The organism is Corallococcus interemptor, assembly GCF_003668875.1.
GTDB lineage: Bacteria > Myxococcota > Myxococcia > Myxococcales > Myxococcaceae > Corallococcus > Corallococcus interemptor.
In genome coordinates this window covers 1-20,916 of sequence record NZ_RAWM01000115.1, presented here as the reverse complement: position 1 = coordinate 20,916, position 20,916 = coordinate 1, and the positions used below count along the sequence as shown (strand labels likewise).

Sequence of the window (20,916 nt, the reverse complement as noted above, 5' to 3'; positions counted from 1 at the left end):
CGGGAGCGCGTTAGAACGCGGCGCGTTTCCCCGCCGCCTGGAGCCCGCCCCCGTGGACATCGCCGTCATCACCTACGCTGGACTGCCGCAGCTGAATCCGCTGGACGCGCCGCTGGTGCCCGCGCTGCAGGCGCTGGGCCTGGACGCACGGCCGGTCATCTGGGACGACCCCTCCGTGGACTGGAGCCGCGTGCGCGCGGCGGTGGTGCGCAACGCCTGGGACAGCCACCTGCGCCGCGATGAGTTCCTCGCCTGGGCGGACCGCGTGGGCGGCGTCACGCGGCTGTTCAACCCGGCGGACGTGCTCCGGTGGAACACGCACAAGGGCTACCTGAAGACGCTGGAGGCGCAGGGCCTGCCCCTGACGCCCACGGTCTGGGTGCCGCCCGGGGGAAGCCTGGACGTGGCGGCGGCGGCGCGCGAGCGCGGCTGGGACGCGGTGGTGCTCAAGCCCGCGGTGGCCGCGGGCGGGCTCAAGGTCTTCATCATCCGGCCGGAGCAGTGGGACGACGCGAGCGCCAGGGTCACGGAGCTGGCCAGGGAGGGGGACGTGATGGTGCAGCCCTACCTGCGCGCCTTCGAGACGGAGGGCGAGCGCTCCTACATCTTCTTCAACGGCGTCTTCAGCCACGCGGTGCGCCGCCCGCCCACGCTGACCACCGCGCCCCGGGGCTTCGCGGAGCCGCACGGCTTCACGCCGGACAACGCGGAGGAGCAGCGCATTGCCCACGACGTGATGGAGGCGTCCGGCGGCGCGCGGCTGTTGTACGCGCGCGTGGACGTGGCCACGGACAACGCGGGGAAGACGCGCCTGCAGGAGGTGGAGGTGACGGAGCCGTGCCTCTTTTTGCCCATGGACGCGGGCGCGGCGGAGCGGATGGCCAGGGCCGTGGTTGCCCGGTTGTAGTCTTTCACGCGGGCCCATTCGCCCACTCGTGGACACCTGGAAGTCCGTCAGGGCGACGCGAAGGCGGCGGATGGGGTTATGACTGGGACATGCGAGCCCTGTTGCTCTCGCTGCTCATCCGGCAGCACATGGCACTCCAGGAGAAGTTCAACGCCAAGTACCCGCACGCGTGGCTGGTGTGGGAGGCGGGCGCGTGGAACGTCCCCGAGGAGCAGAACGTGGCGGCCACGCGGCTGCCCATGATGGACCTGCGCGACTGTCTGCCCGCGGGCGACGCGCTGTGCTTCGAGCTGATGGGGGTGGCGGACCGAGGCCCCCTGAAGCTGGGGCGCGCGTCGCACAACACCTTCGTGGTCAACGACGCCACGGTGTCGCGCGAGCAGTTCGCCCTGCACCCCACGCCGGACGGCGGCTGGCAGGTGGAGCGGCTGGCCCAGTCCCGGCCCGTGACGGTGAACGGCGAGGCGCTGGAGGCGGAGCAACCGCGCCTGCTGCGCACGGGCGACGAGCTGAAGGTGGGCGACGTGCGCCTCACCTTCCACGACGCCCCGTCGTTCCACGCGCGCATCGGCCGCATCGCCGCGCAGGTGCTGGCGCAGGCCTCCTCGCCACCCCCGCAGCGCTGAAGCGCCCTACCGCCCCACGGTGCCGAGCGTCGTGTCCCGGGGACCCGGCGCCGTGGCGGCCCACACCGCGCCGCCCGTGAGCAGCGCCGCCGCGCCCACGCCCGCCCAGAAGTACCAGCGGCGCGTCAAGGGCTTGGAGGCGCCGGCCTCCGGCTGCACGGACGCCTCCGGCACCTGCATGGCCAGGGCCTGGGAGGCCCCGTTCTTCTCCGGCGCGGCGGACGACGGAGGGGCGGCGAGCCGTGCCTCGCTGGCGCGCGCCTCCGCCAGCGCGGCCTGCTCCCGCGCCTTCTGCAGCTCGCGGTCGCGGGCGAAGCGCTCGCGCTCCCGGCGCTGCTCCTCCTGGACGCGGGCCTTGGTCTCCATCTCCGCGCTGAGCTCGCGCGCCACGTCCGCGTTGGCGGGCTCCCCCTGCGACAGCGCCAGGTAGCGCCGGTAGAAGAAGGCCGCGCGCGACGGGTTGTTCAGCTGCCGGTGGCACTGCGCGATGTTGAAGAGGAACGCGGGCAGCGGCTTGAGGCGGTACGCCTCGCTGAAGGCCTTGAGCGCCCGGTCGAACTCGCCCAGGTCGTACGCGAGGTTGCCCTCGGAGAACCTCTCCCGCGCCGCGTCCTCCGCCGCCGTGGCCGCCGGGTCCTCCGCCGCCACCGCCAGCGACGGCGTCCCCAGCGCGAGCGCGAGCGCCAGGCTCAGGGCCCGGGGCTCACTGCGACGCGAACGGATCAATGACCGCATCCCTGCTTCCTCCCTTGCGGCCCGGCGCGCGTGCGGGGGCGCGGCGCGGCCCCGCGCTCGCCTTCACGAGCGGCACGGTCAGCTCCGCGGTGGCGGCACCCTGCTTGAGTTCCACCGACCGCTCCAGCGGAACGTAGCCCGCGAGTTCGACACGCAACTGCGGCGGCACCGCCTGCCGGCTCAGCGCCTTCGTCAGGGGCGTGGTGCCCAGCTCCTCGCCGGTGTCCACGCGGACGACCTTCGCGCCCGGAGGCGACGAGTGCACCGTGAGCGTCACCGCGTCCGCCGCGCCCAGAACCGCCGGAGCTCCCGCCGCGGACGCGCCCGAGGTGGACGCCACGGCCACGGGCTCCCGCGCCGGCTGCGAGGCGCGCATCGAGTGCAGCCCCGTCCACGTGGTGATGCCGGACACCAGCGCGAGCGCCGCCAGCCCCACGGACACCTGGATCCGCCGGTCGCGAAGCAGGCCCGGCACCTTCATGCGCAGGGTGGGACGCTCCGCCTCCTCCGCCAGCGCCTCCGTGTTCGCGGGAGCGGCGGCGAGCGGAGAAGTGGGCATCATCAAGAGCGCGGTGGTGACCTCCGCCAGGTGCTGGGGCCGGGCTTCCGGCTCCTTCGCCAGGCAGCGCATCACCAGGGACGCCAGCTCCTGCGGCACGCGCTCGCCGGACGGCAGGTGCGTGGGCAGCGGCGGCGGCGGCTGGGTGATGATCTGCACCACCAGCTGCCCGAAGGCCGGCGCCTGGAAGGGCGGGTGGCCGGAGAGCATCTCGTAGAGGATGTTGCCCACCGCGTAGATGTCCGCGCGCGCGTCCACGGGCAGCCCCGCGGCCTGCTCCGGCGCCATGTACGCGGGCGTCCCGATGATGGTCCCGTCCAGCGTGCCCGTGAGGCTCACGCCCGTCTGCGTGGTGATGAGCTTCGCCACGCCGAAGTCCAGCACCTTCACGAAGTCCTGCTGCCCGGAGCGCTGCGTGATGAAGAGGTTGTCCGGCTTGATGTCCCGGTGCACCACGCCCACCTGGTGGGCCGCGCCCAGCGCCGCGCACACCTGCACGCCCATGCGCTGCACGCGCTCCAGCGTCAGCCCCTCCTCCTTCAGGAGCGCCGCCAGGCTCTGGCCGCGCAGGAGCTCCATCACGCAGTAGACGTGCCCGTCGGGGGACTCGTCCACGAAGTCGAAGACCTCCACGATGTGCTCGTGGTTGATCTGATTGACGGTGCGCGCCTCCTGGAAGAAGCGCTGCACGAACGAGCTGTCCCGCGCGTGCTCCGGCTTGAGCACCTTGAGCGCCACCTGGCGCCCCAGCCGCACGTGCCGCGCCTGGAACACGCGGCCCATGGACCCTTCACCCAGCAGCTTCTCCAGCTGGTAGTTGCCCAGCACCGTCCCTTCCTGGACCTCCTGTCCGGGCGGCGACATCACGAGCGGCGCTCCGCCACCGTCGGTCACGGCGTCACCCGATTCGGACAGGACTGTGTGAGCGAGGAGGTCGTCGGTGCCCATGGGCGGATCAGGTTTCCATCCCCGGGCGACCCTGCAACCCACGGGAGGGCATCTATCGCGCGTGAGACGGAAAAACTTTCGGCATGTGACGGTTCACCCGCCGTGCGCCGTGTGGACAGGTGGCATGTGCGGCGACCGCGCACCCTGAATCCACGGACATTGAAATACTTCTCCATACAGCCCACTCCCGTCCCTGTTCCCCCGGCGCGCGATGGTCGCCGCTTGGATGCGGTTGGTCAACGTGGGCGGAGGTCGTCGGCACCGGGGGGCACGGGGAGTGTTCCCGTTCGTGTTCCCGCTTCCGCGAAGGGGGCGGCGGGCGGGCTGCCTGGCCTCCGCGCGACAGGGAGTCGGCTCGCTGGGGGAAGCTTGCCGGTGGCCGGTGGGGTCCGCATCCCTCAAGAGACAAGGAGGCGTGAAGATGGCGGACAAGAGGCTCTGGATCCTGGTGGCCAACGCGAGTCGTGCCCGGCTTTTCGCCACGGATGCGAAGGCTGAGAAGTGGGACCTCATCGAGCAATTCCAACATGACGAGAGCCGAGCCAAGCCCGTCGACCTGTTCAACCAGGCGGACAACCCCAACGCGGGCACGCTGCATGGTCCGGTGCCGGAGAACGAGCCGGACGGCCGGCGGCAGCTGGAGCACGAGCGCTTCGCGCGGGAGCTGTCCGCCCGCCTGGACCGGGGCGTGGACACGCACATGTTCGACCAGCTGGTCATCGCGGCGCCCCCGGGCTTCCTGGGCCTGCTGCGGGGCCTCTTGAGCACGCGCGTGAGGCAGCGGGTGCGCCTGGACCTGGACGCGGACTACTCCAGCCTGCCCGCACGGGAGCTGCCTGACCGGGTGCCGGTGCTGTAGGCGGCCTGCCGGCCAGGGGAGTATGGGGCCCGGGTTCTGGTATAGGAATCCGGGTCTCCTCTTCTTCGCGCCGGCGTGCCATGCCTTCTTTCAAACTGCCGTCCCTGACCCTGCGTGGCCGGCTGCTGCTGTACATGACCCTGGTGTCGTGCGTGCCGCTGCTCGCGCTGACCGGCTTGCAGGACAAGCTGATGCGCCAGCAGACGGAGGCGCAGATCGACGCCTCGCTGCGCATGGAGGCGGAAGGATTCAAGGACCTGCTGGAGTCCACCCTGGCGGAGCGCGAGTCGAGCGCCCAAAGCTGGGCGGAGGACCCGGTCCTGCGCCAGGCGCTGCGCACGAAGGACCCCGCCGCCAGTGACGCGATGCTGTCGCTGTTGCAGCGGCGCTACCTCACCCTCAACGGCATCGTGCTCTTCAGCGATGACGGCGTGGCGGTGTCCGCCAGCACGCCCGCCCTGCGCGAGGCGTACGCCGGGAGCGCGGCCACCGTGCGTCAGGCGCCGTGGTTCCAGAAGGCGCAGGCCGGCATCACCACCGCGGAGGGCGTGGAGGTGGAGGACCCCATCTACAGCGTGCACGTGCTGCCCCTGGCGGTGCCGGTGATGGACGAGCGCGGCCAGCGGCTGGGCGTGCTGCTCGCCGCGTTCGACTGGGGCCAGGTGGGGGAGCTGGTGAAGCCCGCGCTCGCCCGCGCCCGGCACCGCGGCCACACCAGCTTCGCCCTGGAGCTGCGGGGCGCGGACGGCCGGACGCTGTTCGACACGCGCCCCGGCGCGCACGACGACACGGGCCGCGTGGCCGTGGTCGCGGTGAACGGCTCGGAGGTGCGCGACGTGGGGGACGGGTGGAGGTTCCTGGCCCAGGTGGACCCCGACGAGGCCTACGCGCCCCTCAACGGGATGCGCCGGCTGGTGCGGGGGCTGGCCGCCCTCTTCGTGGCGGTCATCGGGTTGGGTTCGTGGATGCTGGCGCGCGGCATCACCCGGCCGCTGCGCGCGCTCAGCGAGGTGGTCCGCCGCGTGGTGAAGGAGGGCGACCTCACGCAGGTGATGGAGGTGAAGGCGGGGCGCGACGAGGTGGGCGAGCTCACCGAGGCCTTCGGCCAGATGATGAAGAACCTGCGCGAGACGGCCACCAGCCTCCAGGAGGGCACGCACGTCCTCAGCGAGACGGTGGCGGAATTGAACCTGGCCTCCGAGGTCCAGGAGCGCAACGTGGCCCGCCAGGCCGCGGCGCTCCAGGAGACGCAGGTGACGGCGCAGGAGATCAAGCAGACGTCGCTCTTGGCCGCGGAGAAGGCGGAGACGGTGCTGGGCGTGGCGGCGCGCGCGGAGGAGGTGGGCCGCGCGGGCGAGGTCGCCATCCGCGACAGCCTGGATGGCTTCCAGGGGCTGCACGAGCAGTCCGGTGAGATGGCCATGCGCATCGTGCAGCTCAACGAGCGCACGCAGCAGATTGGCGGCATCACCCAGACGGTGAAGGACCTGGCGGACCAGTCCAACATGCTCGCGCTCAACGCGGCCATCGAAGCGGTGCGCTCCGGTGAGCACGGCAAGGGCTTCAGCGTGGTGGCGCGGGAGATCCGCAACCTGGCGGACCAGTCCATCCAGGCCACGGAGAAGGTGCGCGACATCCTGGGGGACCTGGGCCACGCCATCATCTCCACGGCGAAGATGACGGAGCAGAGCCACTCCAGCGTCGCGGAGGGTCTGGAGCAGGTGCGCACCAGCGGCGAGCACCTGAAGGAGCTGGCCACCATCGTCCAGGACAACGCGGCGGCGGCGCGGCAGATCGCCGGCGCGGTGAACCAGCAGAACGCGGGCATCGCCCAGATTTTCAGCGCGGTGACGGACCTGTCCTCCATGATGACGGAGACGCAGACCAGCCTGAGGTCCACCACCGGCGCGGCGAAGCGGCTGCAGGACGTGGCCAGCCAGATGGAAGGCGTCGCGCGGTCCTACCGCATCTGAGACAGGAGCCATCGTGTCCGCTGTGAAGGCCGTGTTGCTGGACCTGGGCAACGTGCTGGTGTTCCACGACAACGCGCTGCTCTTCAGGAGGCTCGCGGCGCGGGCGGGGCTGGAGCCGCAGGAGGCCACGCGCAGGCTCACCGGCGCGGGCTGGACGGCGGCGAACCGGGGCCTGCTGGACGCGGAGGGCATCCGCAAGGACGTCTGCGGCGCGCTGGGCGTGGACCTGCCCATGGAGGAGTTCGCGCCCCTGTGGAGCAGCCACTTCCAGGTGCACGACGCGGTGCTACCGCGCGTGGAGGGGCTGGCGGGCCGCGTGAAGCGGGTGCTGGTGTCCAACACCAACGCGCTGCACGTGGCCTGGCTCAAGCCGCTGCTCCCCGTGCTCCAGCGCTTCGACGCGCTGGTGCTGAGCTGCGAGGTGGGGCACGTGAAGCCGGAGCCGGCCATCTACCAGCTCGCGCTCCAGCAGGCGGGCTGCGCGCCCCAGGAGGCCGCCTTCTTCGACGACCTGCCGGAGTTCGTGGACGCGGCCCGCGCGCTGGGCATCCGCGGGCACGTCTTCACGGACGCGCCCACGTTCGATGCGCAGCTGAAGTCGCTGGGGCTGTGAGCCCGGACTCGGATGGCGACAAATCCATCCGCTCGCATGGATTCTTGCCATGCCGGGCGGTCACTTCGCGATTCCAACTTAGGTTTAAATTGAAATCCATCCGTTCGGATGGATTGTAGCGTGTCGGATGGTCAGGTTATGACTTCCAGCCCAAAATCGACTTGAAATCCACTCGATCGAATGGATTTAGAAATGTACGACCTATGGCTCGACCTGAGATCTCTTGGCTTCAACCCCTTGCGGAAGCCGTCCGGACCCAACGCACGAAGCTTCGGTTGACCCAGCAGCAGGTCAGCGTCCTGGCAGGGTGCGGGCCTGTCTTCATCTACGACGTGGAGAGCGGCAGGAAAGCCACTCTGCGCCTGGACAAGCTCCTGGACGTCCTTCACGTGCTGGGGCTTCAGCTGACACTCGAGCCAGGCCAACAACGTCTGCGGGTGAGCGAGCCGACGTCATGATCCACCCGACGCAAGTCGAGGTCGCGGAGGTGTGGCGTGAGTCCACCCATGTCGGCTCCATCACCCGGACCCGCCATGGTTCCATCTTCGAGTACGCGACGGACTTCTTTGAGCAACACAGGGCTGAGCCTGGTGGCATCGCGGTCCATCTCCCCTATTCGAGACGTCGTACAGAGACTTTAGGCACCAACCTCCACACCTACTTCGCGGGCCTCCTTCCCGAGGGACTGCGCCTGCGGGTTCTCATGGAGAACGTCAAGACGTCGGAGGATGACCTGCTCAGCCTGCTGGTGGCATCTGGGGCCGATACCGTAGGGGACCTCTCCGTCATTCCTCATGGAGAACCCTTCCCCAAAACAGCGCGCCGAAGAGCGAAATGGAAGCCCGAGTCCGTTCTCTTCTCCGAACTCTTTGCCCAAAGCCTTCCACTCATGGAGGCAGCAAGCCCAGATCCAACAATCCCGGGCGTTCAGGAAAAGATCTCCGCGTCCACCATTTCCTTTCCGGTCTCCTCGTCAGGACAGCGCGACTACATCCTGAAGCTCAACCCGCGAGACAAACCCGAGCTCGTACGCAACGAGCACTTCTTCATGGGCATGGCGAAACAGTGCGGCCTGCGCGTCGCCACCACGAAGCTCATCCATGACCGTGATGGAAACGACGGGCTGCTCGTTGAGCGCTTTGATCGCAGCTGGCTGAAGGCGGAAAAGCGCTTGCGCCGCATCCACCAGGAGGACGCCTGTCAGTTCCTGGATCGCTATACCAGCGACAAGTACCGCATCAAGTGCGCGGCCATCGCCGAAGGACTCCGCGACAACTGCGCCGCGCCCGTTGCCGAGATTGCGCGCTTCCTCCTGCTGCTCTCGTTCAGCTACCTCATTGGAAACGGGGACCTGCACGCCAAGAACGTGAGCATCCTGGCGGATGGGCCCGGAGGCGGGTTCCGTCTGTCACCCGCCTACGACCTGCTCACCACCGTGCCGTATGGTGATCACCGCATGGCCCTGCAGTTTGAAGGGCGCGACGACAGCCTCCGGCGCGCCCACTTCATCGCCTTTGGCGAGCGCTACGGCGTGAATGCGAAGGCCATCGGCACCCTGCTCGACCAGCTGTGCACCCGCGCGGAGCCCTGGCTGGAGCGCCTGGAGGAGATTGGCTTCGACGCACACCGCACGGACTTCCTGCGGCGGACGATGCACAAGCGCCTGGGCGAGCTCCGCGCCCCATAACGCGCCTACCGGTAGCGCGCGAGGGGCGGCTCGCCCTGGGCGGCCTCCGTCCACTTGCGCATGGCGGGCAGGCCCATCACCGCGTCGCGGTACGCGGCGTTCTCCGGGCGGAACGGGACACCGTAGGTGACGAAGCGGGTGATGACGGGCGCGTAGAACGCGTCCGCGATGGAGAAGGCGCCGAAGAGGAAGGGCCCGCCCTTGCCGTGGCGCTCGCGGCAGCCCGCCCACAGCCCCTGGATGCGCGCGATGTCCGCGTGCACGCCCGGCGCGTCCACGCCCGGCACCGTCTTGCGCGCGGTGAGGTCCATGGGGAGGTTCGTGCGCAGCGCCTGGAAGCCCGAGTGCATCTCCGACGTCACCGAGCGCGCCATCGCGCGCGCCGCGCGGTCCGTGGGCCACAGCTTCGCGTCCGGGAAGGCCTCGGCCAGGTACTCGCAGATGGACAGCGAATCCCACACCACGATGTCGCCGTGCTTGAGCACCGGCACCCGGCCGCTGGGCGAATGCATCGCGATGAGCGCCGCCGTCTCCGGCGTGTCCAGAGGCACCACCACCTCCTGGAACGGCTGGCCGGTGTGGGCCAGGGCCAGGTAGGGACGCAGCGACCACGAGGAGTAATTCTTGGAACCAACGACCAGGGTGAGCTCGGACATGGCGCGGCACCATACCGCCGCGCGCCCGGCCACAAGCCTCAACCGTCCGCGCGTGCGCGCTTACGGCCCAGCAGTGAACGCACGCGCGACAGGAGCGCGCGCTCGCCGCGGCCCTCCCCTGGCGTGTCGATGCGGAACACCGCCACCGGCAACCGGATGTTCTTCAACTCGTTGCGGCCCAGCTTGACGGGCGGCGCCTTCAGCCGGCCCTCCAGCTGCGCGGCCACGGTCTCGCTGACGTAGACGGTGCCCGGGCGCGCCAGGGACTCGATACGGGCCGCCAGGTTGACGCCCTCGCCGAACACGTCGCCGTCGCGGTGCACCACCATGCCCAGGTGCGCGCCCGCGCGGACGGACACGCGCCGCTCGGTGGGAACGGCGCGGTTGCGCGCGTCCACGGCGGCGCGCCACTCCAGCGCGAAGGCCACCGCGAGCGGGCCGGACTCGAACTCCAGGAGGAAGCCGCCCTCCTCCATCCGCTTCACTTCGCGGCCGCCGTGACGCGCGAGCAGTCCGCGCACCAGCACGCCGTGTTCCTCATGCAGCGCTTGTTGTAGCGAATCATCTCGCCAGCGTTGACCTGCGGGGGCCTCCATGTCCGTGAACATGATGGCCGACATCGTCCGGGGCTCCGGAGCCTCCACCACCATCGTGCATCCTCCCTCCCCCCGGCGTCAGACGAACGAGATGCTACCGCACGACGGGCGCCGTCTCCCAACCACCCCGGGAAGGCGCTCGGACGGAAGACGTTCCGGGGAACGCAACCGTGCGAAGACAGAGGCGGATTCAGGTCCGCATCCCCACGTTAATGATTCCCTGACGCGACGCACCAAGCACCCGGGAGGTTCTGTCTCACGGTTGTTTTGCACCCGACGCGATGCGGTGGGAGTGCGTCCGATGCGCGTCAGGTGATGGGTGCACGCCACGTCCGCGCCGGCCACGAGAGGGCCGCGGACGATGATCCACTCAGACGAGAAGGTCCGGCAGATGGCGCGCTCGCTGCTGCCGTCGAAGCACCGGGAGGCCGCGCGAGCGGCGCGTGCGCGCATCCACCGCGCGGCCCGCCAGGAGGTGCGGCAAGAGCTGGCGACATGGCTGCGCTTCGGAGACGAGGAGCGCGACCTGCCCTCCTTCGCGCCGTGGGAGCGCAAGGAGATTGGCCAGGAGGTGAGGTGGCGGCGCGACGGCGACAAGGTGAAGCCCTTCATCCGCTGGGCCACCGCGCGCACGAGCGACCTGCGCCGGGAGGATCGCCTGAGCCACGTGCGAAGCCTGCTGCCCCGGGGCGTCATCGGTGAGCACGCACTGGGCCACGTGAAGTCCGCGGACGCCTTCGAGGACCCCACCGAGAAGGCGTGGCGCAATCACTACTGGGTGCGCAGGCACGCACAGCGCAAGGGGGCGCTGTTGGATCGCGGCGAGCAGGCCCAGTTGCTGCGCGCGGTCCTCCTGGAGCCCGAAGGCCACCGCACCTTCAATCGCTTCCTGCGCGAGAGCCACACCCGGGCCGCCACGCCGCACCGGCCGCTGCTGGGCGAGCATGACGTGCTCCCCTTCCTGGACACCCTGAAGCACCCCCGCTGGGGATACGAGACCCCACCGGCGCAATGGGTGCGGCTGTTCCTCCAGCGCTTCAAGGAGCACCGGGGCCACATCCCCGCCGTGCGCGCCGCGCTGGAGGCGGAAGGACTGCTGGAGCGTGCGGAGAAGGCCCGGCCACGAGAGGGCCGCGAACGATGATCCACTCGGATGAAAAGGTCCGGCAGATGGCGCGCTCGCTTCTTCCAAGCACGAACCGGAAGGCCATGCGCAAGGCCCGCGCGGGCATCCACCGCTCGGCACGCAGACAGGTCCAGCAGGAGTTGGACGAGTGGCTGCGCTACGCCGACCTGGAGCGGGAGATGCCGCCCCTGGCCTCGTGGGAGGCGGAGACGCTCCACCGTCAGGTGACCCGGCGACGCGTGCTCGACAAGGTGAACCCGTTCATCCGCTGGGCCACGGCCCGCACCCGCGACATGCCCTGGGACACGCGCCTGGGGTACGTGCGCGGCATCCTTCCCCGGGGCGTCATCGGCGAACACGCGCTGGATCACCTGGAGGGCACGGACGCCTTCGAGGATCCCGTCGAAGCCGAGCAACTCCGCCGCTCCATGGACCTCTTCAGGTCCCAGCGTCACAGGGGCGCTGTGCGGGACCGGGGGGAGCAGGCCGCGTTGCTGCGCAAGCTGTTGGAACAACCCGAGGGCCAACGCACCTTCAACCGCTTCCTTCGCGGGCGACACGCGTGGGCGGCATCACCGCGCAACGCGGCGGCCCGGCCCCGGGGCGCAGGCCTTCCGCCGCACCGGCCGCTGTTGGGACTGCACGACGTGTTTCCCTTCCTGGATACCCTGAAGCGCACCCGAGGGGACGGCGACGCCCGCATCTGGGGAACGCTGGAGCCGCCCGCGCACTGGGTGCGGCTGTTCCTCCAGCGCTTCAAGGTGCACCGGGGTCACATCCCCTCTGTCCGCGCCGCGCTGGAGGCGGAAGGGCTGCTGGGCCGCGACCCTTCCGTGCTCTCCGCCGGAAAGGCCGCGGCCGCTCGGCTCCGCAAGCCCCCGGACCGGAGCAACGCCCTCAGCGCGCCGGGGCCGCGGACGCCGCCTGCGCGCCCTTCAGCTCGTTGACCACGCGGGTGGCGCCGTAGACGTGCTCCAGCGCGGCCATGATGCCGTCGCCGTGCACCGCCACCGCGCGGTTCGTCTCCGGCACGTAGAGGTAGCGGCCGCCCAGCGACGGCAGGTTGCCGTCGAAGATGAGCCCCACCACCTGCCCGTCCCGGTTCACCACCGGCGAGCCGGAGTTGCCGCCGATGATGTCGTTGGTCGTCGCCATGTCCAGCGGCGTCGCGTCCGGCACCTTCCCCTTCGCCTTCACCCACGGCGCCGGCAGCTTGAAGGGCTCCTTGCCCGTGTCACGCCCGTACGCGCCGCCGAACGTGGTCAGCGCCGGCACCGCCTTGCCGTTGTCGTCCCAGCCCTTCACCTGCCCGTAGTTGAGCCGCAGCGTGAAGGTCGCGTCCGGCGCGCCCGCCGTGCCGTTCACCAGCAGGTACGCCTTCGCCAGCCGCTCGCCGTTGCGCTTGAGCACCGCCTCCACCGTGTCCTCGTAGCGCTTGCGCGACGCACGCGTCTCCGCGTCCACCTTGCGCGCCAGGACGATCATCGGATCCTTCGACGCGTCCACCGCCGCCTTGCCGCCCTCCAGCAATGCCTTGCGCACCTTCACGTCGCCCAGCTTCGAGCCCTTCACCAGCGCCTTCGCCAGGTCCGCCGGGGCCTCCTTCTCCAGCACCAGGCGCACGAACGGATCATCCGCGCCCAGCGTCTCGCGCAGCTTGTTGAAGCCGAACGTCAGCGTCAGCGCCTCCAGCTCCGCCGGGATGGGCGCCTCACGCAGCAGCCGCTGCCTCAGCGCCGGCAGCTGGCCGTCCGTGTACTCGCGCAGGCGCTCCGCGTTCGCCTTGGGCAGCTCATCCGCCGCGCGCACCAGCGCCTGGGCGTAGGAGAACAGGTCGGAGCGGAACGCGTCCCCCGCGCCCTTCATCCGGTAGTCGTTCATCATCCGGCGCCACACGTCCAGCGCCTGCGCGGTCTCCTCCCACATGCCCTGCGTCAGCGCCTTGGCCTGGGGGTTCGCGTCGATGCGCTTGCGCAGCTCCGCCTCCTCCTGCCGCTTGCGCGCGAGCACCGCCGGATCCGCCAGCGTCTCCTGCCGGCCCTTCAGGGCCTTCAGTCCGTTCTCCACGCCGCGCAGGCTGGAGCGCGCCACTCGGTAGCGCTCCGCGGAGGCGCTGGTGAACTCGCGCAGCGCGCCGCGCATCTCCGACAGCTGGAGCAGCGTCTGGGGCAGCGCCACGTCGCGCTGGAACTCCAGCTCCGCCACCGTGCTCTTGCGCTCCGTGCCGCCCGGGTGCCCGGAGACGAAGACAAGGTCGTTCTCCTTCACGCCCTCCTTCGCCCACGGCAGATAGTCCGGGCTCTTGGCCGGCGCGTCGTCCTGCCACACACGCACGAACGACACGTCGTAGCCGTAGCGCGGGAAGTTGAAGTTGTCCGCGTCCCCGCCGAACGCCGCCATGGAGAACTCCGGCGCGAAGACGAGCCGCACGTCCTGGAAGCGGCGGTACTTGTACAGCTGGTACTTGCCGCCGTTGTAGAGCGTCACCACGTCACACCGCACGTCCGCGCCGGTGGTGCACGCGCCCTCCACCGCGGCCATCTCCTTCTTGAGCGCCGTGTTGAAGGCCGCGCCGGTCAGCCCCTTCGTCGCGGTGTTCATCCGCTCCGTGACGTCCGTCATCTCCACCAGCTGGTTGGCTTCAATCTTGGGACAGCGCCGCTCCTCCTTCGCCGTCTTCGCCTGGAAGCCCTTCGCCAAGAGGTCGTCCTTCGCGGTCGTCAGCTCTTCGATGCAGCTGCGCACGCAGTGGTGGTTCGTCATCACCAGGCCGTCCGGCGACACGAAGCTGGCGGAGCAGCCTCCCGCGAGCCGCACGGAGCCCAGGCGCACCTTGTCCAGCCAGGCCTGGGTGGGCTCGAAGCCGTAGGCCTTCTTCACCTGGGCGGCGGGGAAGGCGTCGTAGGTCCACATGCCCTCTTCCGCCGCGGCGGGGAGGGACGTCAGCAGGCCAAGCGCGAGCAGTCTGCGGTACACGGGGAGTCTTCCTTCGTGGTTGGGGGAAACGGACGGCCGGTCTTGTCAGCGCGGCCGGGCGCGCGTCAACCGCGTGGGACCCGGGGTATTCCAAGCCCATCCCGGGAGCGTGGGGTATGCTGGGCGACCCATGTCCGTGAAGCACCACGTCTACCTCGTCCCTGGCTTCTTCGGCTTCACCAACCTGGGCGAGCTCCTCTACTTCGGCCACGCGTACGAGTTCCTGAAGAAGGACCTCGCCCGCAGGGGGGTCGACGCGGAGGTGGTGACGATCGTTTCCCACCCCACCGCATCCATCCGCCAGCGCACCGCGGACCTGCTCAAGGCCGTGAGCGAGACGGCCTCCGGTGACGACGGCCCCATCCACCTGGTGGGCCACTCCACCGGCGGCCTGGATGCCCGCCTGTTCGTCTCTCCCGGCGCGCAGGTGTCGGACACCCTGGAGCTGGAGCCCTTCGCACGCCGCGTGCGCTCCGTGGTGACGCTGTCCGCCCCCCACGCGGGCACGCCGCTGGCCACGTTCTTCCTGGGGCTCTTCGGTCAGCAGCTGTTGAAGCTCCTGTCGCTGTTCACCATGTACGTGCTGCGCTTCGGGCGATTGCCCCTGAGCGTGGTGTTCCGCTTCGGGCACCTGATGGCGCGCGCGGATGATCAGCTGGGGTGGAAGGCCACGCTGCTGGATCAGCTCTTCGACCAGCTCTTGGGGGACTTCTCCAGCGAGCGGCGCGACGCGGTGACGAAGTTCCTGTGGGATGTGGGCCGCGACACGTCGCTCATCCCCCAGCTCACGCCGGAGGGCATCGACCTGTTCAACGGCGGCACGCATGACCGGCCCGGCGTGCGCTACGGCTCCGTGGTGACGCAGGCCCGTCCGCCGTCCCTGCGCACGCGCCTGGCCGCGGGCCTGGATCCGTACGCGCAGCTGACGCACACCATCTACGCGTTCGTGTACGGCCAGACGCAGCGGATGCCGCTCACGCAGCTGCCCCTGCACACGCCCGCGCAGACGGCGGCGCTGGTGCAGGCCTACGGCGCCATGCCCGGCCCCACGGCCTGTGACGGCATCGTGCCCACGCGCTCGCAGGTGTACGGCCGCGTGCTGACGGCCGTGCGCGCGGACCACCTGGATGCCATTGGCCACTTCGACCAGCCGGCCCACCAGCCCCCGCACGTGGACTGGCTCATCTCCGGCTCCGGCTTCCGCCGCCCCCAGTTCGAGGCGATGTGGAAGACCATTGGCGACTTCCTGATGGAAGAAGAGCCGACGCGGTAGCTGACTCCCCCGCTTCCCCCCTGGAGCCGCCCCATGAAGACCCTTCACCTGTGGTCCGCCTGTCTCCTGCTCACCGCGTGCGCTGGGGCGCCCCCCACTCCGCGCGCGGCCCCGGGCGTGAAGCTCTACGCCATCCACTGCGGCCGCGTGGAGCTGGGCGACTCCGGCTTCATGGCGGACGACGGTTCGATGAAGGGCGTGCCCGCCGAGACCGTCGTCCCGTGCTACCTGATCCGCCACCCGAAGGGCGACCTGCTCTGGGACAGCGGCCTCTCCGAAAGCATCGCGGACCTGCCGGACGGCATGCGGCCCCAGGGTCAGCCCGTGCACTTCGAGGTGAAGAAGAAGCTCACGGCCTCGCTGGGTGAGCTGGGACTGGCCCCGGCCGACGTCGAGTTCGTGTCGTTCTCCCACCTGCACTTCGACCACGCGGGCAACGCCAACCTGTTCGCGGGCTCGACGTGGCTCGTGGACGCGGAAGAACGCGACGCGGCCTTCTCCGAACAGGCCGTACAGCGCGGCGAGGTCCCCCACTACAGCGCGCTGGAGCACGCGAAGACCGTGCGCATCGAGGGCGACGCCCCCTACGACGTGTTCGGCGACGGCGCCGTCACCATCCACCAGGCGCCCGGGCACACGCCCGGCCATACCGTGCTGCTGGTGAAGACGGCGAAGTCCGGCGCCGTCCTGCTCACGGGTGACCTGTGGCCGCTGCCCCAGTCGCGCGAGCGGCAGCTGGTGCCCGTGTACAACTTCAACCGCGAGCAGACGCTGGAGTCCATGAAGCGCGTGGAGGCGCTGGCCAGGGACTCCAACGCCCGCGTCATCCGCGAACACGTGCCCGAGGACTTCGCCGCGCTGCCCGCGTTTCCCGCGCCGCTGGAGTAGGCCCAGCTTGATCTACCGCCGTGAGAGGGCCCGGGGCGGCTACTTGGATTCGACCCGGCCGAGCGGTGGGGTCGCGCGTGTCAGCGCGTCTTGCGCTTCCTGCCAGGCGGGGTCTCCGGGATGGAGCGCGGTGCGGAGGAAGGCGAAGGTGAGGCGCTGGACGGTCGCCACGCGCTCGGGATTCTCGTCCGTGGTCTCCGCGACGTCATAGCCAGACACTCCGCCCAGCCCGTGCTCCGCGTCGAACAGGGTGACCAGGGACTTGGGGCCTGGGGAGAGGAAATAGGGATCCGCGTGCCAGGCGGGGCCCGCGACCGTCAGGTGGGCCGAGGCGTCCTTGTCGCCAGCGACCACGAGCGCGGGCGTCGTCATCCGGGAGAAGTCGGTGGTCGAGAAGAAGGGGTAGTTCTCCGCCGCGAACCTGGTGAGCGCGTCTCCTCCCCGGCCGGGCGCGGCGAGCAGGACGCCGGCCTTGATCCGCGGCTCGTAGCGGTTCACTTCCGTTCCATCGTGGGGGTCCTTGTACCGCGCGCCAAGCAGCAGGCTCGCGGTGTGCCCACCCATTGAGTGACCGATGACGGCCACCCTGCTCCGGTCCATGCGCCCGGCGAGCCCGACGAAGGCACGCTCAATCACATCCAACTGGTCGAGGATGCGCGTCATGTCCTCGGCACGTGACCTCGAGAACAGGGGCCCATCCGGAGCATCAGGGCCGAGCGAGAGCGTCTTCGAGTCGAGGTGCGTGGGCTGGATGACGACGAAGCCATGTGCCGCGAAGTAGTTGGCGAGCGGGGCGTAGCCGTTCAGTGACGAGAGATGGTTGGAGCGTCCGTGGCCGTGGGACAGCAGGAGGATGGGCAGGTTGCTTCCGGTCACGGGCGCGGAGATGCGCAGCTGGAGCTCGACGGCGCGGCCGGGAGCCGGCAGCACGATGGGGCTGAGGGAGAGGACGGGCGCGGGAGCTGGCGTGTTCATGAGTGTCTTCGTACCTCCCGCCGCTGTTCTGCGATTGGAAGGACCGGACATTTCCCCGCGCCTTGCCTGCCGGGTTGAATGACCGCGGTGGACGCGCGAGAGTGCGAGGATGCCGCGCACGAGGGTTCCCGCCGCCCCGACGTTCTCGCTCTCCCGCTTCGTCGAGGACGTTCACGCGCTCGTGCCCATCGGAGGAAGCGCGCGTCACGAACGGCTGCCCGACGGAAGAACGACGCTGGTCTTTCGAGTGCTCGAGGAGGGCCGCAGAGGCGATCTCTGCGTCGTGGGTCCGCGAACGCAGGCGCTGTTCAAGAACGCCCCCGACATCGTGCGCGCGCTCATCCTTCAGTTCAAGCCAGGCTGGGCGGTGCCGATCCTGGGCGTGGCGGCGAACGCGCTGACGGACCGGATCGTCCCGCTGGAAGACCTCTGGGGACGTCCGGGTGGCGACCTGTGCTTCGAGCTCCTGGCCGCGCGAAGCCAGCCGGAGGTCCTGGACCGCGTCTCCCGGGCAATCGCCCTGCGGGCCCACCAGACCTTTGAACCGGCCTCGGCACGGCTCGCTCGCCGCGCGGTCCACCTGCTCGAAGGAGACGCGGTTCGGGTGGAGACCGTGGCGGAGCAACTGGGCGTGACGGCGCGGCACCTTCGCCGAGCGTTCACGGCGAACGTCGGCATCGGGCCCAAGGACTTCGCGCGGACCGTTCGCCTGCAACGAGCCGTACGGATGACGGCGACCTCCAGGGACTGGGGGCGCATCGCCGTGGACGCGGGCTACTACGACCAGGCGCACCTCATCGCCGACTTCCGGGAGCTCATCGGGCTCACACCGGGCGCCTACATGAAGCGTCCCGCGGCGTCGCCGGGGCCCGCCCAGGGCGTGAGGTGTTGATCAAGCCCGCATGAACAGGGGGCGCATCGGCGGGATAAAGGCCATGTTGAGGGTGAGGGCTGGAGCGCAGGAGCCGAGGAGGGCCGCTGACGGGGCCGCCCGGGCAGCTGGTGCTCCTCTACCACGAGCACCGGGACTGGCTGCGCCCCGTCCAGCGCCCGCCCACGCACTTCCGCACCTGGTTCTTCATGGGTGGGCGCGGCACCGGGAAGACGTACGCCGGCGCCGCCGCCGTCATCGACGAGGCCCGCTCGGACCCCGAGGCGCGCATCCTCATCGTCGGCCCCACCTACTCCGAGATCGTGAAGAACCAGCTGGAGGGGACGAGCGGCATCCTCACCATCTCCGCGCCCTGGTTCTTCACGAAGGTGGAGAAGTCGCGCCGCAAGCTGGCGTGGCCCAATGGCGCTCAGGCCACGTGGCTGCCGGCGAAGAACGCGGACAAGTTCCGCGGGCACCAGTACACGTTCATCTGGGCGGATGAGCCCGTGGCGTGGAAGGGCGACGCGGTCGCCGTCTACAAGGAGTGCCGCGTCGTCAACCGCCGCACCACCACGCGGATGCGCGTCCAGGGCTTGCCGCCGCGCATGGTCATCACCACCACGCCCGCGCCCACGGTGCTCTTCCGCGAGATGCTCGGCGACCGCGAGGGCCTGGTGCTCGCGCGCAGTTCCACGCTGGAGAACCTCGCCAACTTAGCCCCGGACTACGAGGCCTACGTGCGCCGGGTGATGGAGACGCCCGAGGGCCGGCGCGAGTTCATGGGCGAGCTGCGGTTCGACCTGGACCCGGCGCTCTACCGGAGCGTCAACTGGAACGCCTCGCGCATCGACCCGAAGAAGGCGCCGAAGGAGTACGACGCCATCATCGTCTCGGTGGATCCGGCCACCGGCGAGAAGAAGGGCGCGGACATGCACGGCATCGTCGTGCTGGGCGTGCGCCTGGAGGCGGACGGTCTGGACCACGCCTACGTGCTGCAGGACGCGTCGCTGCGCACGCCAGAGCCCGAGGTCTGGGCGCGCGAGGCCATCAAGGCACTGGAGGCCTGGGCACCGCCGCGAAGAAGCGCGCCAATGGGAAGCCAAACGCGTGGGTGTTCGCCGAGTCCAACACGGGCGGCAGCATGGTGAAGAGCACGCTGCGCACGGTGAAGAAGGTGAAGGTGCTCACCGAGCGTGCCATGCAGTCGAAGGCCGAACGCGCCGCGCCTGTGTCCTCCTATGCGAAGGCAGGCCTCGTCCACATGGTGGGAAAGTTCGACAAGCTGGAGGAGCAGCTGGCGAAGTTCACCGGCCAGGAGGGCGGCCATGCGAGAGACGACCGAGCGGACGCCTTCGCATGGCCCATCTATCTCTACGTCATCCCGAAGCGTCGCAATGCAGGGGCCGCGGGGCGGCAGCGCGGAATGGAGGACGCGGCGGCAGAAGAGTAGATGACCTGAAGCATCACTTCTTGGGCATGGCTGCAGCAACTGCCTGCATCTGGTCCAAGCGAGCTTTGTCCCTTGCAGGCTCCTCAAATGCTCGTTCAATTATCTCCTCAAGCGTCATCTGAACAAGCGAGACAAGCCCAGGCGTGATGTGTTCCTGTACTGCTATGTCGCCGCCATTCGCATGAATTGCAGCATTGCCTATCTCCTTAATGCATGTCAAATATGCAACATTAAGACGCCTACCCCAGTCAGGCGCAGACTTGTTATCAATTGCAGCAACCAGTGCCTGCACCTTCGCATGGAGCATTCCCTTGTAGCCTGCCAGTCCAAGAATATGCTCAAGAGAAGCCCGATACATGGCCATGGCTGCGCTTAAGGCACCCACCGACTGACAGCGAGCGGCCTGGTCTAAGTAGTAAGCAACAGCCTTTGGCGTGTGGGTCGTCGCAATGCCTCCCGGAGTCTTGGGAAACAACGCCAGCCCTTCTCCATCCGGCCCATCATAAACGACACCCGTAAACAGACATTCACATTGCAGGCACGAATACGTGAACAAGAACGGAGACATGCCCGCCTCCAGCCTCCTGAGAAACATCGCAAAACGCTCTTCTTGGGTCAGCGGCGCCGGTGCGACCGGTGGACCCGTGACCGACCTACGTGCGGGTACCGTTAGTGGTTCGTTCAATCTCTCCCGATGATGTAGCACCTTCAGGGTTACTCTGCGCTCGGCCGAACATCGGGGGCAATAGAGGTTTCCCACAGTTGCAGTCTCATCATCGAGCCTAAGCACATCAATATTTCCTGCGATTGCCCTGCGAAGACCATCAAGCGTATTCAGGTTGAGCGAAGACATTCTCCCTCCGGGAAGCAGATGGTGGCCAGGATAGCGCCGCCCCTTCTGCATGGACATGGCCACCCTCTTCCAACGCGCTCTCAAGGCACTGGGCCTGCAGCCCGGCCCCCTAGGCCCCCTTGTCCACGCGCTCCCCCTTGTCAGCTTCAGTCCGCGGCGGGGCAGCCGCGAAGTGCTGCGCGCGTACAAGGAGAACGGCTGGCTGCGCACTGTCGCGGTGAGCGTCAAGGTAGATGTCGCGTGAAAGGGTTCAGCCGATGCGCTTCGGCTCCTGTGCTTCCGGTGAGGGGTTGAGGCGCACGGGGCCCGCTGGCGTCCAGTCGCGCGTGTCACGGCTCCATC

21 protein-coding genes are annotated in these 20,916 nt (G+C 69.3%); 14 read left to right on the top strand and 7 right to left on the bottom strand.

All coding sequences use genetic code 11. The annotated features are described in order from the left end of the window. Positions 1–52 precede the first annotated feature (52 nt). Complete coding sequence (locus D7X96_RS30150; RefSeq protein ID WP_121771332.1) at positions 53–907, top strand: ATP-grasp domain-containing protein; 855 nt, start codon at positions 53–55, stop codon at positions 905–907. Between the two features lie 89 nt (positions 908–996). Further along, the gene (locus D7X96_RS30145; RefSeq protein WP_121723833.1) at positions 997–1,533 is read left to right on the top strand and encodes an FHA domain-containing protein; all 537 of its coding nucleotides are present in this window, start codon (positions 997–999) and stop codon (positions 1,531–1,533) included. A 6-nt stretch (positions 1,534–1,539) separates the two neighbouring features. Here D7X96_RS30145 and D7X96_RS30140 read toward each other — a convergent pair whose 3' ends face one another. Together D7X96_RS30140 and D7X96_RS30135 are read right to left on the bottom strand one after the other, a co-directional pair. Continuing rightward, positions 1,540–2,268, bottom strand: coding sequence for a tetratricopeptide repeat protein (locus D7X96_RS30140; RefSeq protein WP_147468434.1), 729 nt, complete (start codon positions 2,266–2,268; stop codon positions 1,540–1,542). After that, complete coding sequence (locus D7X96_RS30135; RefSeq protein WP_121771330.1) at positions 2,237–3,775, bottom strand: serine/threonine-protein kinase; 1,539 nt, start codon at positions 3,773–3,775, stop codon at positions 2,237–2,239. Before D7X96_RS30135 ends, D7X96_RS30140 begins: the two co-directional genes overlap by 32 nt. Before the next feature lie 421 nt (positions 3,776–4,196). On the opposite strand from D7X96_RS30135, the gene D7X96_RS30130 reads away from it, so the two are divergent. The 5 genes from D7X96_RS30130 to D7X96_RS30110 all read left to right on the top strand — a co-directional run bounded on the left by D7X96_RS30130 (position 4,197) and on the right by D7X96_RS30110 (position 8,907). Next, on the top strand, positions 4,197–4,634 hold the full coding sequence (locus D7X96_RS30130) for a host attachment protein (protein ID WP_120546142.1): 438 nt from the start codon (positions 4,197–4,199) through the stop codon (positions 4,632–4,634). A gap of 80 nt (positions 4,635–4,714) precedes the next feature. After that, positions 4,715–6,607 (top strand): methyl-accepting chemotaxis protein, encoded by a 1,893-nt coding sequence (locus D7X96_RS30125; RefSeq protein WP_121771329.1) that lies wholly within the window; start codon positions 4,715–4,717, stop codon positions 6,605–6,607. Positions 6,608–6,620: 13 nt separating this feature from the next. Beyond that, positions 6,621–7,220, top strand: coding sequence for an HAD family hydrolase (locus tag D7X96_RS30120; protein WP_121771328.1), 600 nt, complete (start codon positions 6,621–6,623; stop codon positions 7,218–7,220). Positions 7,221–7,423: 203 nt separating this feature from the next. Further along, on the top strand, positions 7,424–7,678 hold the full coding sequence (locus D7X96_RS41825; protein WP_121722899.1) for a helix-turn-helix domain-containing protein: 255 nt from the start codon (positions 7,424–7,426) through the stop codon (positions 7,676–7,678). After that, positions 7,675–8,907 carry a type II toxin-antitoxin system HipA family toxin gene (locus D7X96_RS30110; RefSeq protein ID WP_121771327.1) on the top strand — a complete coding sequence of 411 codons (1,233 nt, stop codon included), beginning with the start codon at positions 7,675–7,677 and terminating at the stop codon, positions 8,905–8,907. The genes D7X96_RS41825 and D7X96_RS30110 overlap by 4 nt, the downstream gene beginning before the upstream one ends. Positions 8,908–8,912: 5 nt before the next feature. Here D7X96_RS30110 and D7X96_RS30105 read toward each other — a convergent pair whose 3' ends face one another. Together D7X96_RS30105 and D7X96_RS30100 are read right to left on the bottom strand one after the other, a co-directional pair. Continuing rightward, on the bottom strand, positions 8,913–9,563 hold the full coding sequence (locus D7X96_RS30105; protein ID WP_121722897.1) for a glutathione S-transferase family protein: 651 nt from the start codon (positions 9,561–9,563) through the stop codon (positions 8,913–8,915). A gap of 38 nt (positions 9,564–9,601) precedes the next feature. Next, positions 9,602–10,090, bottom strand: coding sequence for an adenylate/guanylate cyclase domain-containing protein (locus D7X96_RS30100; RefSeq protein ID WP_306449845.1), 489 nt, complete (start codon positions 10,088–10,090; stop codon positions 9,602–9,604). A gap of 430 nt (positions 10,091–10,520) precedes the next feature. Between D7X96_RS30100 and D7X96_RS30095 the strand changes: the two genes are divergently transcribed. Beyond that, positions 10,521–11,303, top strand: coding sequence for a hypothetical protein (locus tag D7X96_RS30095; protein ID WP_121771325.1), 783 nt, complete (start codon positions 10,521–10,523; stop codon positions 11,301–11,303). A 65-nt stretch (positions 11,304–11,368) separates the two neighbouring features. Then, positions 11,369–12,232, top strand: coding sequence for a hypothetical protein (locus D7X96_RS30090; RefSeq protein ID WP_147468433.1), 864 nt, complete (start codon positions 11,369–11,371; stop codon positions 12,230–12,232). Here D7X96_RS30090 and D7X96_RS30085 read toward each other — a convergent pair. Beyond that, the gene (locus D7X96_RS30085; RefSeq protein ID WP_121771323.1) at positions 12,183–14,261 is read right to left on the bottom strand and encodes a S46 family peptidase; all 2,079 of its coding nucleotides are present in this window, start codon (positions 14,259–14,261) and stop codon (positions 12,183–12,185) included. The two genes, D7X96_RS30090 and D7X96_RS30085, sit on opposite strands and share 50 nt — an antisense overlap. A gap of 130 nt (positions 14,262–14,391) precedes the next feature. Here D7X96_RS30085 and D7X96_RS30080 point away from each other — a divergent pair, with 130 nt between their 5' ends. Both D7X96_RS30080 and D7X96_RS30075 read left to right on the top strand, forming a co-directional pair. After that, positions 14,392–15,534: an esterase/lipase family protein gene (locus D7X96_RS30080; RefSeq protein ID WP_120546105.1), complete on the top strand. Its 1,143-nt coding sequence runs from the start codon at positions 14,392–14,394 to the stop codon at positions 15,532–15,534. A 33-nt stretch (positions 15,535–15,567) separates the two neighbouring features. Then, positions 15,568–16,422 (top strand): N-acyl homoserine lactonase family protein, encoded by an 855-nt coding sequence (locus D7X96_RS30075; RefSeq protein ID WP_121771322.1) that lies wholly within the window; start codon positions 15,568–15,570, stop codon positions 16,420–16,422. Between the two features lie 39 nt (positions 16,423–16,461). Here D7X96_RS30075 and D7X96_RS30070 read toward each other — a convergent pair whose 3' ends face one another. Further along, positions 16,462–17,397, bottom strand: coding sequence for an alpha/beta hydrolase family protein (locus D7X96_RS30070; protein WP_120546107.1), 936 nt, complete (start codon positions 17,395–17,397; stop codon positions 16,462–16,464). A gap of 109 nt (positions 17,398–17,506) precedes the next feature. Here D7X96_RS30070 and D7X96_RS30065 point away from each other — a divergent pair, with 109 nt between their 5' ends. The 3 genes from D7X96_RS30065 (at position 17,507) to D7X96_RS41215 (ending at position 19,721) form a co-directional block, all read left to right on the top strand. After that, on the top strand, positions 17,507–18,289 hold the full coding sequence (locus tag D7X96_RS30065) for a helix-turn-helix domain-containing protein (protein WP_306449844.1): 783 nt from the start codon (positions 17,507–17,509) through the stop codon (positions 18,287–18,289). 110 nt (positions 18,290–18,399) lie between these two features. Continuing rightward, on the top strand, positions 18,400–19,419 hold the full coding sequence (locus tag D7X96_RS30060) for a terminase large subunit domain-containing protein (RefSeq protein ID WP_244219779.1): 1,020 nt from the start codon (positions 18,400–18,402) through the stop codon (positions 19,417–19,419). Further along, entirely contained in the window at positions 19,383–19,721 is a 339-nt protein-coding gene (locus D7X96_RS41215) for a phage terminase large subunit family protein (RefSeq protein WP_244219778.1), read from the top strand. The genes D7X96_RS30060 and D7X96_RS41215 overlap by 37 nt, the downstream gene beginning before the upstream one ends. Before the next feature lie 13 nt (positions 19,722–19,734). Here the strand turns inward: D7X96_RS41215 and D7X96_RS39695 are convergent, their stop codons facing one another. Continuing rightward, entirely contained in the window at positions 19,735–20,631 is an 897-nt protein-coding gene (locus D7X96_RS39695) for a DUF4145 domain-containing protein (protein WP_147468432.1), read from the bottom strand. Positions 20,632–20,916 lie beyond the last annotated feature (285 nt).